The 14520-nt window shown below is 50.0% G+C and carries 17 protein-coding genes and 1 pseudogene; 11 read left to right on the forward strand and 7 right to left on the reverse strand.

Features of this window, described 5'->3' with window-relative positions; translation table 11 throughout:
- Positions 1-8: 8 nt before the first annotated feature.
- From HZU75_RS11830 to HZU75_RS11880, 11 genes are all read left to right on the forward strand, one after another.
- A complete protein-coding gene (locus HZU75_RS11830; protein WP_180306242.1) occupies positions 9-260 on the forward strand; it encodes a chaperone NapD in 252 nt (83 codons plus the stop codon).
- Positions 261-323: 63 nt separating this feature from the next.
- A complete protein-coding gene (gene napA / locus HZU75_RS11835; protein WP_180306243.1) occupies positions 324-2861 on the forward strand; it encodes a nitrate reductase catalytic subunit NapA in 2538 nt (845 codons plus the stop codon).
- 58 nt (positions 2862-2919) lie between these two features.
- Positions 2920-3672, forward strand: a complete 753-nt coding sequence (gene napG / locus HZU75_RS11840; protein WP_180306244.1) for a ferredoxin-type protein NapG — start codon at positions 2920-2922, stop codon at positions 3670-3672.
- The gene (gene napH, locus HZU75_RS11845) at positions 3669-4511 is read left to right on the forward strand and encodes a quinol dehydrogenase ferredoxin subunit NapH (protein ID WP_180306245.1); all 843 of its coding nucleotides are present in this window, start codon (positions 3669-3671) and stop codon (positions 4509-4511) included. The genes napG and napH overlap by 4 nt, the downstream gene beginning before the upstream one ends.
- A 9-nt stretch (positions 4512-4520) precedes the next feature.
- Entirely contained in the window at positions 4521-4964 is a 444-nt protein-coding gene (locus tag HZU75_RS11850; protein WP_180306246.1) for a nitrate reductase cytochrome c-type subunit, read from the forward strand.
- An 11-nt stretch (positions 4965-4975) separates the two neighbouring features.
- Complete coding sequence (locus tag HZU75_RS11855; RefSeq protein WP_180306247.1) at positions 4976-5647, forward strand: NapC/NirT family cytochrome c; 672 nt, start codon at positions 4976-4978, stop codon at positions 5645-5647.
- Between the two features lie 173 nt (positions 5648-5820).
- On the forward strand, positions 5821-6792 hold the full coding sequence (moaA, locus tag HZU75_RS11860; protein WP_180306248.1) for a GTP 3',8-cyclase MoaA: 972 nt from the start codon (positions 5821-5823) through the stop codon (positions 6790-6792).
- A gap of 58 nt (positions 6793-6850) precedes the next feature.
- Positions 6851-7360, forward strand: a complete 510-nt coding sequence (gene mobB, locus HZU75_RS11865; RefSeq protein WP_180306249.1) for a molybdopterin-guanine dinucleotide biosynthesis protein B — start codon at positions 6851-6853, stop codon at positions 7358-7360.
- Positions 7353-8546, forward strand: coding sequence for a molybdopterin molybdotransferase MoeA (locus HZU75_RS11870; RefSeq protein WP_180306250.1), 1194 nt, complete (start codon positions 7353-7355; stop codon positions 8544-8546). Before mobB ends, HZU75_RS11870 begins: the two co-directional genes overlap by 8 nt.
- Positions 8546-8794 (forward strand): MoaD/ThiS family protein, encoded by a 249-nt coding sequence (locus HZU75_RS11875; protein ID WP_180306251.1) that lies wholly within the window; start codon positions 8546-8548, stop codon positions 8792-8794. Before HZU75_RS11870 ends, HZU75_RS11875 begins: the two co-directional genes overlap by 1 nt.
- Before the next feature lie 4 nt (positions 8795-8798).
- Positions 8799-9248 carry a molybdenum cofactor biosynthesis protein MoaE gene (locus HZU75_RS11880; protein WP_180306252.1) on the forward strand — a complete coding sequence of 150 codons (450 nt, stop codon included), beginning with the start codon at positions 8799-8801 and terminating at the stop codon, positions 9246-9248.
- Positions 9249-9304: 56 nt separating this feature from the next.
- On the opposite strand, the pseudogene HZU75_RS17455 reads toward HZU75_RS11880, so the two are convergent.
- The 7 genes and pseudogenes from HZU75_RS17455 to HZU75_RS11920 all read right to left on the reverse strand — a co-directional run.
- A pseudogene (locus HZU75_RS17455) lies at positions 9305-9652 on the reverse strand (transposase); the annotation flags it as partial.
- A gap of 101 nt (positions 9653-9753) precedes the next feature.
- Entirely contained in the window at positions 9754-10329 is a 576-nt protein-coding gene (locus HZU75_RS11895; RefSeq protein WP_180306255.1) for a HupE/UreJ family protein, read from the reverse strand.
- Between the two features lie 66 nt (positions 10330-10395).
- Positions 10396-10797 (reverse strand): response regulator transcription factor, encoded by a 402-nt coding sequence (locus HZU75_RS11900; protein ID WP_180306256.1) that lies wholly within the window; start codon positions 10795-10797, stop codon positions 10396-10398.
- Between the two features lie 15 nt (positions 10798-10812).
- Positions 10813-11340, reverse strand: coding sequence for an NADH-quinone oxidoreductase subunit B family protein (locus tag HZU75_RS11905; RefSeq protein ID WP_180306257.1), 528 nt, complete (start codon positions 11338-11340; stop codon positions 10813-10815).
- A 9-nt stretch (positions 11341-11349) separates the two neighbouring features.
- Positions 11350-11889: a 4Fe-4S binding protein gene (locus tag HZU75_RS11910; protein WP_180306258.1), complete on the reverse strand. Its 540-nt coding sequence runs from the start codon at positions 11887-11889 to the stop codon at positions 11350-11352.
- Between the two features lie 11 nt (positions 11890-11900).
- Positions 11901-12824, reverse strand: a complete 924-nt coding sequence (locus HZU75_RS11915; RefSeq protein WP_180306259.1) for a respiratory chain complex I subunit 1 family protein — start codon at positions 12822-12824, stop codon at positions 11901-11903.
- Entirely contained in the window at positions 12821-14506 is a 1686-nt protein-coding gene (locus tag HZU75_RS11920; RefSeq protein ID WP_228028043.1) for a hydrogenase large subunit, read from the reverse strand. Before HZU75_RS11920 ends, HZU75_RS11915 begins: the two co-directional genes overlap by 4 nt.
- Positions 14507-14520 lie beyond the last annotated feature (14 nt).

The raw sequence follows: 14520 nt of genomic DNA on the forward strand, positions 1-14520 counted from the left end.
CAATTCAAATGAATATTTATAGTCTGGTGGTTAGGGTCGCGGCGGAGCGAGTCGATGAAGTTAAAGCAAGTTTGATCACGATCCCTGGGCTCGAAGTACATCAAGAGCACGAAGGGCGAATTATTGTGACAGTGGAAGATGTGGCAGGGTATCGGACCAGTGATGCTTTGGTCGAGATTCAATGCTTGGATGGCATTATCTCGACGACGTTAGCGTATGAATATTGTGATGATGAGTTAGTTTTTAGTCCGAATTCTTGATTAGCAGCGAACGGTAATTGGGCTGCGCCAATTTAGCAAATGAGTGTCTGGGAGGTTTATCCTATGAGTTTTGATCGTCGTGAATTTATCAAGGCCACAGCAGTGAGCGCTGCCGCCGCCAGTGTTGGTATCCCCTTGGTGGAAGCTGCGCCTAAAAAAGTAGCCGCGCCAGTAGCGAAAGGTGGCGATAACTCTGTACGTTGGGATAAAGCGCCTTGTCGTTTCTGTGGTACTGGCTGTGCCGTGCTGGTGGGAACCCAAAATGGTCGTGTAGTTGCTACGCAAGGTGATCCCGATGCTCCAGTCAATCGCGGACTAAATTGCATCAAAGGCTACTTCCTTTCCAAAATCATGTATGGCGAAGACCGCCTCACTCAGCCTTTGCTGCGCAAGAAAGATGGCAAATACGATAAAAATGGTGAATTCACGCCGGTGAGCTGGGATGAAGCATTTGGCATCATGGAGCAAAAGTGGAAAGAAGCACTTAAAACCACTGGCCCAACGTCGATCGCGATGTTTGGTTCGGGTCAATGGACGATTCACGAAGGCTACGCCGCCAGCAAGCTGATGAAGGCGGGTTTTCGCAGTAATAACCTCGATCCAAATGCGCGTCACTGCATGGCCTCTGCCGTTACTGGCTTTATGCGCACTTTCGGCATGGACGAGCCGATGGGCTGTTATGACGATATTGAAGCGGCTGATGCTTTTGTGCTGTGGGGCTCAAATATGGCCGAAATGCACCCGATTCTATGGAGCCGCATTACCGACCGCCGTTTGTCTAATAAGCACGTCAAGGTTGCTGTGCTATCAACCTATGAGCATCGCTCTTTCGAGCTAGCCGATCTGGGCGCGGTGTTTACGCCACAAACTGATCTGGCGATGATGAATTTCATTTGTCACCACATCATCAGTACGGGGCGCGTTAACAAAGACTTCGTTAAAAAACACGTCAATTTCAAACTCGGTGAAACTGATATTGGCTACGGCTTGCGCCCCAATAATCCGCTGGAAGTAAACGCTAAAGCTAATGGTTACCCCGGCGCGGATGGCAAACCCAAAACTATGCCAACTGAAGCCAAAGAGATCACGTTTGATGAATTTGCAAAGTATGTATCTGAATACAGCGCAGAAAAAGTCAGCAAGCTTTCCGGTGTGTCGGTAGAAAAACTGACCCAATTGGCTGAAATGTACGCCGACCCAAAAATTAAAGTCACTTCGTTCTGGACCATGGGCTTTAACCAGCACACCCGTGGTACTTGGGCGAACAATATGATTTACAACATCCATTTATTAGTAGGCAAAATTGCAGAACCAGGGAATAGCCCATTTTCACTGACTGGCCAACCCTCTGCCTGTGGTACGGCGCGTGAAGTGGGTACATTTGCGCATCGCTTACCTGCTGATATGGTCGTTACCAACCCCGAACATCGTCATCACGCCGAAGAAATCTGGCAACTACCTGATGGCACGATTCCGGACAAAATCGGCCTACACGCTGTAGCAATGGCACGTGCCATCAAAGATGGCAAGGTGAAAGTATATTGGCAAATGGCCAACAACAATATGCAAGCTGGCCCGAATATTAATCAGGAGCTATACGCAGGCTGGCGTCGGCCAGAAGTTTTTGTCGTGGTATCTGACCCATACCCAACAGTATCGACTCTGGCTGCCGATCTGGTACTACCCACAGCCATGTGGGTAGAAAAAGAGGGGGGCTTTGGTAATGCCGAGCGTCGTACTCAAGTATGGCGCCAGCAGGTGAATGCGCCGGGCGAAGCAAAGTCTGATTTGTGGCAACTGATTGAATTCTCAAAACGCTTCAAAGTGGATGAAGTTTGGCCGGCTGAATTGATCGCTAAAAAACCGAACTACAAAGGTAAAACCCTTTTTGATGTGTTGTACGCCAACGGCAAAGTCAATAAATTCAAAAACGACCAACTACAAAAAGGTTTTGAAAACCTAGAAGCGAAAGCATTTGGTTTCTACGTTCAGAAAGGCTTGTTTGAAGAGTACGCTGAATTTGGTCGTGGGCATGGCCATGATCTGGCCCCGTACGATATGTATCATCAGGTGCGCGGTTTGCGCTGGCCTGTGGTCAATGGCAAAGAAACCAAATGGCGTTATCGCGAAGGCTATGACACTTATGTCAAAAAAGGCGAAGGCGTCCGCTTCTATGGTAACAAGGACGGCAAGGCCAATATTTTCGCGCTACCGTATCAGCCTGCACCAGAAGTGCCGGATAAAGAATACGACATGTGGCTGTGTACTGGTCGCGTATTAGAACACTGGCATACCGGCACGATGACGCGCCGTGTGCCTGAGCTACATAAGGCCGTACCTGAGGCAATGGTGTTTATGCATCCTGATGCCGCTAAAGAGCGTGGGTTACAACGTGGCATGGTTGTCAAGGTTAAGTCCCGCCGGGGTGAAATCACTGCTCGTCTTGAAACACGTGGTCGGAACAAGCCTCCAAAAGGCTTGATCTTTATCCCGTTTTTTGACGAGGGGCGTCTAGTGAATAAATTAACGCTTGATGCCACCTGCCCGATCTCCAAGCAGACTGACTTCAAGAAATGTGCGGTAAAGGTAAGCAAGGTCTAATGGATGTATAAGCCTGAAGGTTAAATTCAGAAAGGCCTTTGGGCTTATACCCCTAATTATGAAAGCTACGATCAATCGCCGGCAATTTTTCAAAGACAGTGCAGCAGCCTGTGGTGGTGCTGTATTGCTGGGGAGCGGCTTAACCATTTTGGCTAGCCAGCAGGCGAGTGCATTACCAGCGCAAGCGCTACGTCCGCCCGGTGCATTAATCGAGGATTTATTTCAACAGGCCTGTGTGCATTGTGGTTTGTGCGTGCGCGACTGTCCTTATGACACTTTAAAGTTAGCTTCCTTAGGGGAAGGTATTGGTTGGGGAACGCCATATTTCACCGCGCGCCAAGTGCCTTGCGAAATGTGCGAAGACCTTCCATGTGTAAAGGCTTGCCCAACGGGAGCTCTCGATCATGCGTTGAAGGATGTTAATCAGGCAAAAATGGGTATTGCTGTACTTCAGGATCAAGAAAATTGCCTGAATTTTTTAGGTTTGCGTTGCGATGTGTGCTATCGGGTCTGTCCAGTAATTGATCAGGCAATTACTTTGGAAAATGTACATAACCCGCGATCTGATCGGCATGCAATGTTGTTGCCGACCGTACATTCACAATTCTGTACTGGTTGTGGAAAGTGTGAAAAATCCTGTGTATTGCCAGAAGCTGCAATTCGAGTGTTGCCATTATCCATTGGTAAGGCTCAGTCGGCGCAGCATTACCGCAGGGGGTGGGACGAAAAAGCAAAAGCTGGTGGTTCATTACTCGGTGATTTGCCTGCGGTTGAGGTCAATCTTCCGCCTGAAGCAGAGCCAGCAAGATGAAATGGCTATTCAGCCATCGCTGGTTGCTGGCACGACGGATTAGTCAGTTAACCATCTTGACGCTGTTCTTACTGGGACCACTTGCTGGTGTTTGGTGGGTCAAGGGCTCTTTGGCTTCGAGTTTGAGTTTTGGGTGGCTGCCATTAAGTGATCCATTGGTGATGATACAAAGCTTACTGGCAGGGCATCGGCCCTTATTTGAGTCGTGGGTTGGTGTTGTTTTGGTCCTTGGTTTTTATGTATTGGTGGGCGGCCGAGTATTTTGCAGTTGGGTATGCCCAGTAAATGTACTGACTGATTTTGCCCGTTGGTGTCGTAATACCTTGCAACTAAAGGGTGGGGCACAAGTACAACGCAATACGCGTTATTACGTGCTTGCGCTAGTGCTGTTGTTGTCGGCCTTTACTCACACCGTGGTTTGGGAGTGGGTTAATCCGGTAACTGGATTGACACGTGGGCTGTTGTTCGGAATGGGGTTAGCGTGGTTGTTGGCTTTGGCAATTTTTGCGTACGACATGTTGCTTGTGCATCGCGGTTGGTGTGGGCATTGGTGCCCTGTCGGAGCATTTTATAGCCTGCTTGGACGATTCTCTTTGCTCAAGGTAAGTGCTGCTCGCAGGCCAGCCTGCGACGATTGCATGGATTGCTTTAAGGTGTGTCCCGAGCCGCAAGTGATTCGTCCCGCACTGAAAGGAGAGGGAAGTCCAGTGATCATTTCAGGCGAGTGCACTAATTGTGGTCGCTGTATTGAGGTTTGCGATGAACAGGTTTTTAAAATAACCCACCGATTTAATACAAGGGTTGAATACATTTCACCTTCAAACATTGAAATCAAATAGGAGATAAAAATGAGAAAACTGGCCTGTCTGTGGGGTATGGTATTCGCTTTAGTATTAAGCTCAATCGGTGCAGTTAGTGCCGAGGAATTAAAGTCTCTGCGCGGTACCGAGGCAGTTAAAGGGGATGTGCCTTCGGAAAATTATCGCTATGAACGCGACAAAGTAGCTCAGCAGAGGCAATTTGTTCAGCAGCCACCAGTGATTCCTCATACTACGAAGGGTTATTTAATCACCAAAGAATTTAATAAATGCCTAGATTGCCATAGCTGGGATCGAGCAGCTGATTCTGGTGCTCCACGGGTATCAGTTACTCATTTCAAAACGCGGGAAGGTAAGGAATTAACAAATATTTCACCACGCCGCTACTTCTGTACGCAATGCCACGTTCCGCAAACAGATGCGAAACCGTTGATTGGTAATAACTTCAAACCGGCCGATGGTTTGGTTAAATAAGGATCTGAACCATGTGGATTTGGATGAAGACAAAATGGGAAAAGGTCCGAGCCGTAAGGCTTGGTTTTTGGGGCTTAATTGGTATGTTTGTGCTTGGGATTATTTTCTGGGGTGGGTTTAATACCGCCTTGGAAATGACGAATAAGGAGCAATTCTGTTTAAGCTGCCACGAGATGGCTGACAATGTATTTCCTGAATATCAGGAAACAGTACATTACACCAATCGCTCTGGGGTTCGTGCGACCTGTCCTGATTGTCATGTGCCGCATGAGTGGGGCCCGAAAATGATTCGGAAAATCCAAGCTTCCAAAGAGGTTTGGGGTAAGCTCACTGGCTCTATTAATACCCGAGAAAAATTCCTCGATAAGCGGATTGAATTAGCGCAGCATGAATGGAAACGGATGAAGGCCAATAACTCGCAAGAGTGCCGTAATTGCCATAACTATGAATATTTTGACTATATGGAGCAGAATCGTCGCTCTGCTAACGCGCACCAGAAAGGCTTAAGTAGTGGAATGACCTGTATTGATTGCCATAAAGGGATTGCGCACCATTTGCCAAATATTAACCAGCATATTGGAGATGTAGACAAAGCGGTGAGTCCTGATGTGATGCACCCGCCTCGGAGTGGCGCCAGCAATACAGCCTCTATAGTCGCCGAAGATATGGCGGGTATCGAATAAGCGCTTCCATTTTTGTGGAGCAGTGGTGTCTTGCCTATTTGTTTGGCTTGAAATTCGCTGCGATTGGCCATAGTTAGCGTGTGAGATGTCCTTTAGCCCCCTTGAAACTAGCCAACTCTAGTATTCAAGGGGATTTACCCAGGTTTATGCTTCTCAATGAGTCGATATTAGGAATGTTGCAAGATCGTTTTGGTAGAGCCATTGATTACTTGAGGCTTTCGGTCACAGATCGTTGCGATTTGCGCTGTAGCTATTGCCTGCCTGCACGCTTTAAAAACTTTGAAGAGCCCAGCCACTGGCTAACTTTTGCTGAGATCGAGCGCATTGTGGCTGCATTTGTTAGGCTCGGAGTTAAGCGAGTACGGCTAACTGGTGGCGAACCACTATTGCGCCGCAATGTGACTGAGCTGGCTAGTCGTCTTAATGGTTTGGGTCTTAACGATTTGTCGTTATCAACCAACGCTACTCAGCTTGCCAAATACGCTAAAGGTTTGAAGGCTGCAGGCGTGACGCGCATCAATGTCAGCCTCGACAGTCTTGACCGGCAGTGTTTGCATCAAATCACGGGCAGCGACGCTTTTGACCAAGTGATGGCCGGGTTGGAGGCCGCGCGTGCAGTTGAACTCAGTCCAATTAAGCTCAATATGGTGGCCATGAAAGGCATCAATGAGTCTGAAATTGATGCCATGGCTGATTTTGCCCTCAACAATGGCTATATACTGCGGCTAATTGAGGCCATGCCGATGGGCGATACTGGGCGCAGCGCCCAATTCCTCGATCTTGGTGCCGTACGTGAACGCCTTGTGGCGCGCTACCAGTTAGTTCCTGAGGCTCTCGAGCTTGGGGGGGGGCCAGCACGCTATTGGAAAACGCCCTCCGGTAATGGCCGCATTGGTTTTATCACACCCTTATCGCAACATTTTTGCGCCAGCTGCAATCGGGTGCGGCTCACCGTCGATGGCACTTTATATATGTGTTTGGGGCAGGAAAGCAGCTTTGAGTTTCGGCCTTTGCTGCGCGGCGGCGCATCGGATGCTGAGTTGGAAGCTGCAATCTTGTCGGCCATTGAGCTTAAACCAGAGCGTCACGAGTTCAACGAGCAGCCTGCCAAATTAATCCGCTTTATGTCGCAAACTGGCGGCTAACCAAGTAGGATTGGTTTTTCTTTTTCCTTCCTTTTTTAGTACTGGAGCGACTTTGCCCATGCAAAGAGTGATGGCAATTTCGGGCTTTTCCGGTAGCGGAAAAACCTCTTTGGTCAAGGCGCTATTGCTACATTTCAATGCTTATGGCTGGTCGGTCAATGTAATTAAGCATTCGCATCATGCGTTGGAACTTGAACCGCCGCACAAAGATTCTGCTCAGTTTCGTAAGGCCGGCGCTGCTGAGGTGATGGTGATATCGCCATATCAAATGGCGATTATGCGCGATTTACCCGATGCCACCATGCCGTCACTGGCTGAGCAACTGGCACGATTGAGTCCCGCTGACATAGTGTTATTAGAAGGGTTTAAACACGAGGCAGTGGCTAAAATCGAAGTTTGGCGTGCCAGCACCGGCAAACCGTTGTGCAGTGACCCGCATACCGTTGCGATCGCCACTGACAGCCCGCAACAACTGCCAGCCACCACATTGCGCGTACTCGATTTGAACGACAGCGCCACGGTGGCGCACTTTATCATCGATTATTTTCAGGAAAAAAAACATGCTTGATTTTGCTGCCGCATTGGCGCAATTACTGGCGCAAGCGCGTCGCGCCCAGCTTACCGAGCAGGTGGATTTAAAGCAGGCTTTGGGCCGCATTTTAGCCCATGATGTAATCGCGCCGCTGGATGTCCCCGGCTTTGATAACAGTGCGATGGATGGGTATGCCTTGCATATTCCCAATGGTGATCTGGATGTGAATTCATATCAAATTACCCAACGCATTACCGCTGGAACTGTTGGGCAAGCCTTAGCGACCGGCGAGGCAGCACGTATTTTTACAGGTGCCCCAATCCCTTTTGGCGCCAATGCAGTTGTGATGCAGGAAAATTGCAGCGTTGTTGGCGATCGAGTGCAACTGGCATATCCAGTTAAACTGGGGGCCAATATTCGTCGCGCCGGTGAAGATGTCCGCCATGGACAGGTGGTGTTGAGTGCGGGGCAGCGTTTAAACCCAGCGATGATTGGTCTGGCCGCATCGTTGGGGATTGCTCAGTTGATGGTTTTCGCGCCATTACGCGTGGGGCTATTTAGTACTGGCGATGAGCTAATCGAGCCAGGATTGCCGTTACCCGTTGGCAAAATTTATAACTCAAATCGCTATACCTTGTTTGCCCAGTTGCAGGCGCTCGGTTGTGAGTTATTGGATTTGGGAGTCATTCCCGATCAATTCGATGCCACAGTGAACGCCTTGTCCGAGGCGGTGGCACAATGTGATATTTTGATCACCACTGGAGGGGTATCTGTCGGTGAGGAAGATCACGTAAAGGCTGCAGCACAATACCTCGGTGAATTGAATCTCTGGAAAATCGCCATCAAGCCCGGCAAGCCTTTTGCCTATGGCCGCATTGGTGGCGCGGATTTTATCGGCCTTCCAGGCAATCCGGTTTCGGCATTGGTTACGTATTTATTGTTGGTACGACCATTTATTCTTGCGCGCCAAGGTGCGACACAGCTTGAGCCGCAACGTTTGCCGCTGCAGGCAGATTTTGAGCTGTCTAAAGCTGGTGATCGCCGCGAGTTTTTTCGCGCGCGCGTCAGCGCTAGTGGGCAAGTGAGTCTCTTTCCACATCAAGGCTCCGGCGTTTTAACGTCGATGGCTTGGGCGGAGGGTTTGGTTGATGTGCCAGCTGGCACAACTGTGCAGCGCGGCGATACAGTGCAATTTTTGCCCCTTACAGCCTTGGAGGGTTAATGTTAACGATTTTGTATTTCGCGCGGTTGCGCGAAGTCTTTGCCTGCCAATCAGAAATTTTGGACGCACAGCCAGCCACGGTGCGGGATTTAATTGCGCAACTGGTAGCGCGCGGCGGCGCGTGGCAAGCGGAGCTCGGAGGGGCAAGGGTATTTCGAGTTGCCATTAATCAAGAAATGGCGCAACTCGACGATCTGATTCCGGTTGGTGCAGAAGTGGCGATTTTCCCCCCAGTCACAGGTGGATAGCGATATGGATAGAGTGCTAATTCAAGAAGCAGACTTCAATGTTGATGTTGAACTTGAGTATGCAAAAAAACAGGGGGATGTTGGTGCAATTGTGATTTTTATTGGGAAAGTCCGAGATATAGCCCCTGCGTCCCATGCTAATTCGATATTCTTGGAGCATTACTCTGGAATGACTGAAAAAGTACTTTCGGATCTATGCTCACGCGCACATGCCCGCTGGGATTTATCAAGCATTACCTTAATTCATCGCATTGGAATGTTGACGCGAAATGACAATATCGTATTGCTAATAACCTCGAGCCCACATCGCAAATCGGCCTATGAATCTAGTCAATACATCATGGACTTCTTGAAAACCGATGCCCCTTTTTGGAAAAAAGAGATTACCGAGAGTAGTTCTATTTGGGTTGAGCAAAAAGAATCTGATTTAATATCCGTAAAGAGTTGGGACTAATTTAAGGTTTTCCATTCGCCTTCGCCCAGCATTTTGATGCTGGTGCTATCGACCTATAAATGCAATCCACCTTGGCTTTGGCGTGCAGGAATAATGACTTTGAGTGTGTCGACGAGAAATTTTACTCGAATCAGGGACGATCCAATCTAAGTTGGCGAGCCGAAGCATGCTTTCCATCATGCCGGTGGCTTGGCGCAATGCGAGGCCGATAGGCATTTGATAGTGAGGCAGAACTGGATGGCGGCATCGCTGAAAGTGGGGTTTCTTCCACGTTTACCTGTGGGCTCCGCAGCCCATTTCAGTGTTGGATCGAGCCAAATCATCAATGCGCCACGTGACTTTTACGCCGCGTGATACTTTGGCCAGTTGTTGGTTTTGTAACTGCTAGGTAAAGGTTTGCTCATACAACAATTCTATCAGCGGCGCGAAGCCGCTGATTTGTGCAACAAAGCCATTTCTATGCCAAAAAAAGCAAAATGTGGTGATATTTCGGTGGTCGAACAGGTTAGATGTGGAGCATGAGTATCGCACTACTCACACTCAAGCAAGCGGCGCAGGCGAAACGGAAGTAAGGTAATGCGCGTTTTACTCCCCATGAAAACCAAATAAACCCACCGAGATGTAGCACGATCGATGCGAGCAGCATGCCAACTACGAATGAATCTGATTGTGAGTTATTCGGAATTTCTGCGCCGTGGACGATGCCATGCAACAAGCCACTAGCAATAACTACAAAATTGCAAATGGCGCTAGGCAGACGCGGGGTGATTAGCAGTGATAACCCGAGTAGGCCAACAGATAGGGCTACTATGTATTCGACACTAGTCAACAAATTAACTGGCACTGGGGCATATACCCCTGCAATTAGGCTCAATAAAAAACATAGCATCAATATGACTTTGGTTTTTAAATCGGCTTGTGCCGCTGCCAGCATACCCACTGCAAGCATGGCCAGCAAATGATCCATGCCTACCCAAGGGTGGCTAAAGCCCAGTAATAGACTATCTGCGTGACCTTGTGGGTGTGCGAATGCAAACATGGGTAGCAAAGCCAATGGTGCGATTAGATATTTGTGTTTCATGCGAACTCCCTATCATTTGCAAATGAGCATGCTCGTTTCCGCCGTATTTGTTGCGGCATAATTTAATCAGAGCATTTGCTGCAATTTTTCCTGTAAGTTTTCAAGTTGTACTGGTTTGCTGAGCATGCCGCTGATTTTAGGTAGGTAACTCTGTTTTTCATTCAGAGAAAAACGAAAATGCGTGGCTTGATCAATCCCCGTGAGTAATAAAATCGGGGTTGAGCGTATGCTGGCGTAGCGCGAGTCCGCACGTTCATCGCGGAGTTGGTAGACCAACTCGAAACCAGCGGTATCCGTTTCCAGCATGGCTTCGGTCACAATCGCGTCGGGCTTTTCGGTTAGCGCCAGCTTTCGCCCCTCGACGGCTGAATGTGCGCAAATGACGGCATAGCCGTGGGCGGCTAATTGCGTGGAAAGTTGTTCACAGAGCGAGACATCATTGTCGATCAGCAGAATTTTTTTGCTCATGGTATCGGCCTCGGATTACTTCAGTAGCTCGTAAATCACATTGCGTTTTTCCCACGCCTCGTTGCGCTCATACATATCGATCGGGAACTCCATTTGTTTGAGTTCAACTGGCGCGGCCTGCTTATCAACTAAGCCCAGAGCAAGGGCGACGCCGTACAAAATCGCTTCTGGGCGCGGCGGGCAACCCGGGATGTAGTAATTCACCCCTAGTACTTTATCCACGCCACCAGTGACGTTATAGGTATCAAACCAAGCCCCACCACCTGTGGCGCACGAGCCAATCGCAAAGACTAGCTTGGGGTTTGGGATGGCTTCATAGGCCCGTTTGACCAGTGGCAACGTAGGACGGGTGACAGCACCAGAAATCAGCATGGCATCGGCATGGCGAGGTGAGGCCACCAGCTTGATTCCAAAACGCTCGACATCGTAAAACGGTGTAAGAATATTCAAAATTTCAATGTCGCAGCCGTTACATGCGCCGGTGTTGCAGTGATAAACCCAGATGGATTTTTTGAACATCCGCTTGCAGAGATTTTTAAGCATGTTCGGCTCCTATTTTTTGCTTGGGCGCTGGTAGTTGTCGGATTCTTTGAGTAGCTCTGTCGAGAAGGTCTCGCTGGTTTTACGGATCAGAGCCCGCTGCTCAAGGTTGTCGTAGCGGAAGCCTTTTAGATTGATGCGATCAATGGCATTGGTTTTTTCCATCTCGTAGCAGCGACCACAGCGCTGGCAGCTCATCATAAATAGCTCCATGCGCGTGGTGATATCGTCTTTATCATCGCACGCGATTTCAAAGCTATTACTCATCGTGATGGCCTGCTCTGGGCAGATGTCGGCACAGCGCCCGCAATAAGTGCAGCGTGAGCCGTCATACAACATCACCCGTAATTCCTGGCACACATCGCGGACCAAAATGCAGCGCGAAGGGCAGTGATCGGAACAGCCGCCGCAGCCAATGCATTTCTGGTGATCAAACACCGGTTGCCCCCGCAAATTAGCAGGTACGGGTGGGCGCTCATTTGGGTAGTCAAGCGTTACGACCCCCGGTTTCATTACCATCAGAAGCTGTTTGATTTTGCTGGTTAGCCACATGATGATCTCCCTTAGAAGACGATGGCGGCGGCAATAGCTGCCAGCGCAATCAGAAACAGCACGCCGAAGTAGCGAATCGCTTGATCGATCCGGTAGCGTGGGTGGGTGGCGGATAAAAGCCCGATCAGCAGGAATACCACGGCGGTCAGCACTAACTGCAAAGCCAGATCGATTAGATAGAAACCTGAGCCTAGCAATGGAACGAACATGGCGATTGGCAAGTAGGCATAAAACATCTGCTTGAGCATCATGTAGTACTTAAATAGCGCATAGTTGGGGCCGCTGTACTCGATAAACGGGCCTCCCAGCAGCTCTTGCTCGGCCTCAGCGATGTCAAACGGCTGGCGTGCTACAAAGGCTTGCAGGCCAAACAAGCTCACCGCAATCATAATCACGCCAGGCAGGCCAAAAGAGGCCATTGGCGTGCCATAAATAACAGCGTTCAGATCGAGGCTGCCAGTTTTCAGTACGCCCAGCAGCAGCACCATAAATAAAATTGGCTCCACCATAATCATCGTGGTCATTTCACGGCTGGCGCCGATCAGTGCGTAGATATTTTTGCTAGCAAACGCGCCTAGCAACACGGCCACACCGCCGAGGGTCAGCAGATAAACCAGCGAGATTGCGTCGGCATAGGGCGTCAAGGCTGTGGCATGGCCTGCGACGGGAAGGATCGCAATCACACATAGGATGGATGCAAACGCCACCAGCGGCGCTAACCGAAATGGTAGGATTCCTGATGAATCAATGTTTTCCTTGCCCAGTAATTTGAGTACGTCATAGTACGACTGCGCCAGTGGAGGCCCTTGCCGGCTTTGTACCCGCGCCATAACGCGCCGCACCACGCCATCCAAAAAAGGCGCAACGGCCAGAAACAGCAGCAGATTGCCAAAGACCTGAGCAATGCCAATAGTGATTTCAGTGAATGAGCTCATTTTTTCACCTGTTGCAGATATTTTCTCGACATCGCATCAAGCTCCGCTTTGGAAACCGAGCTGGATTTGCCTGATTGCAGATCAACTACCGCCACACGATCAGTGCAAGAAAAGCATGGGTCAATACTGCCCATGATGATGGGGAAGTCAGCAAATTGCTCATCCAACAACATCAATGGCACGGCCTGTAGGTTGGTAAAGGTCGGAGCGCGAACCCGCCAGCGTTCGGGGCGGTTATCCTCACCGGTAACAACGTAGTGCACCGATTCACCGCGTGGTGCTTCGACCACGGTAATTGCATGTCGCTGCGCTGGGATTTTGTCCTTCATTTCAACAAATATTTCGCCGCCCGGCATCTTGTCCAGGCACTGGCGGATGATCTTGATCGCCTCGAAGGTCTCGACAACCCGGATTACTAATGTGGACCAAACGTCGCAGCCATCGAGTACCGGTACTTCAAATTTCATCTCGTCGTAAGCGGCATAGGGGTGATCGCGACGGGCATCAATATCGACACCGCGCGCACGCGCCACGGGGCCGATCAAATTCCAGTCGATGGCCTGCTGCTTGGTGATCGTACCGACGCCTTTGGTGCGTTTATGGATGGACGTGTCTTTTTCAATCGCGCGATAAATAACCATCAGCTCGTCTTCGATTTTTTTGATCACATCCAGAATGTCTTGTGCAATTTCTGGCGTAATGTCACGACGCACACCGCCAACTAAAATCATGCCGTAGGTTTTGCGATTGCCGGTGAGTCGTTCACACAACCACATGATCTGTTCGCGCACGCGCCACGCCTGCATAAACACCGTATCAAAACCAATCAAATGGCCCGCCACGCCTAGCCATAGCAAGTTGGAGTGGATGCGTTCGATTTCGAGCATCATGGTGCGGATAAATTCGGCGCGGCGCGGAATAATCAGCCCCGCGGCCGATTCCACTGCCTGCGAAAACGCGGTGGCATGCACCGAGCCGCAAATACCGCAGATGCGTTCGGCAATAAATGGCACTTCGTTGTAGCTCACCTGAGTCTGGCACAGCTTCTCGATACCGCGATGCGTCATAAAGCCGCGATAGTCACAGCCCTTGATGGTTTCACCATCGACATACACGGCAAAGTGTTCGGGCTCGTGCAAGCTCGGGTGAAAGGGGCCAACTGGCACGATCTTGGTGCCGGGAGGTGCTTCATCGAGTTGATACGCGACATCCTCGGCGCCTTGCGGAACGAAATCATGCGGAACATCTTTACGCAGTGGGTAGATGCCCTCTGGCCAATCATCGGCCAGCACTAATTTTTTGGGTTTGGGGTGGCCAGCAAAGCGCAAGCCCAGCAAATCGGTGACTTCGCGTTCCGACCAGCCGGCAGAAGGCAGGTCGGGCGTAATGGATTCGAGTACCGGGTCATCAACAGGAGCAGACGCACGGCAGCAGACAAAACGGTTGCTATCGTCCAGTGCATAGGTATGCACCATTGCTAGCGTGCCGTCACGCTCGATGTTGTCATAACCGATGCTGCACAGATAGCGGGCGCCTGCGTTGGTGATGATCTGGCTTGCTTCACGAAAACCGGCGCGCTTTACATCGATGTAGATGGTGCGCTCATCGGTTTTTTCGACGCACACCACATCATCACGCAGGCGGGCAATCAGTTTGGCTTCCAGTTCTTTTCTTATCGACATGGTGGTAACTCCGG

It is taken from the genome of Chitinibacter fontanus (assembly GCF_013423785.1).
Classification (GTDB): Bacteria; Pseudomonadota; Gammaproteobacteria; order Burkholderiales; family Chitinibacteraceae; genus Chitinibacter; species Chitinibacter fontanus.

Bases quoted from the DNA above. Each gene is read 5' to 3' on its own strand.
- HZU75_RS11830 (WP_180306242.1), top strand. From the start codon at position 9: ATGAATATTTATAGTCTGGTGGTTAGGGTCGCGGCGGAGCGAGTCGAT.
- napA (WP_180306243.1), top strand. From the start codon at position 324: ATGAGTTTTGATCGTCGTGAATTTATCAAGGCCACAGCAGTGAGCGCT.
- napG (WP_180306244.1), top strand. From the start codon at position 2,920: ATGAAAGCTACGATCAATCGCCGGCAATTTTTCAAAGACAGTGCAGCA.
- napH (WP_180306245.1), top strand. From the start codon at position 3,669: ATGAAATGGCTATTCAGCCATCGCTGGTTGCTGGCACGACGGATTAGT.
- HZU75_RS11850 (WP_180306246.1), top strand. From the start codon at position 4,521: ATGAGAAAACTGGCCTGTCTGTGGGGTATGGTATTCGCTTTAGTATTA.
- HZU75_RS11855 (WP_180306247.1), top strand. From the start codon at position 4,976: ATGTGGATTTGGATGAAGACAAAATGGGAAAAGGTCCGAGCCGTAAGG.
- moaA (WP_180306248.1), top strand. From the start codon at position 5,821: ATGTTGCAAGATCGTTTTGGTAGAGCCATTGATTACTTGAGGCTTTCG.
- mobB (WP_180306249.1), top strand. From the start codon at position 6,851: ATGCAAAGAGTGATGGCAATTTCGGGCTTTTCCGGTAGCGGAAAAACC.
- HZU75_RS11870 (WP_180306250.1), top strand. From the start codon at position 7,353: ATGCTTGATTTTGCTGCCGCATTGGCGCAATTACTGGCGCAAGCGCGT.
- HZU75_RS11875 (WP_180306251.1), top strand. From the start codon at position 8,546: ATGTTAACGATTTTGTATTTCGCGCGGTTGCGCGAAGTCTTTGCCTGC.
- HZU75_RS11880 (WP_180306252.1), top strand. From the start codon at position 8,799: ATGGATAGAGTGCTAATTCAAGAAGCAGACTTCAATGTTGATGTTGAA.
- HZU75_RS11895 (WP_180306255.1), bottom strand. From the start codon at position 10,329: ATGAAACACAAATATCTAATCGCACCATTGGCTTTGCTACCCATGTTT.
- HZU75_RS11900 (WP_180306256.1), bottom strand. From the start codon at position 10,797: ATGAGCAAAAAAATTCTGCTGATCGACAATGATGTCTCGCTCTGTGAA.
- HZU75_RS11905 (WP_180306257.1), bottom strand. From the start codon at position 11,340: ATGCTTAAAAATCTCTGCAAGCGGATGTTCAAAAAATCCATCTGGGTT.
- HZU75_RS11910 (WP_180306258.1), bottom strand. From the start codon at position 11,889: ATGTGGCTAACCAGCAAAATCAAACAGCTTCTGATGGTAATGAAACCG.
- HZU75_RS11915 (WP_180306259.1), bottom strand. From the start codon at position 12,824: ATGAGCTCATTCACTGAAATCACTATTGGCATTGCTCAGGTCTTTGGC.
- HZU75_RS11920 (WP_228028043.1), bottom strand. From the start codon at position 14,506: ATGTCGATAAGAAAAGAACTGGAAGCCAAACTGATTGCCCGCCTGCGT.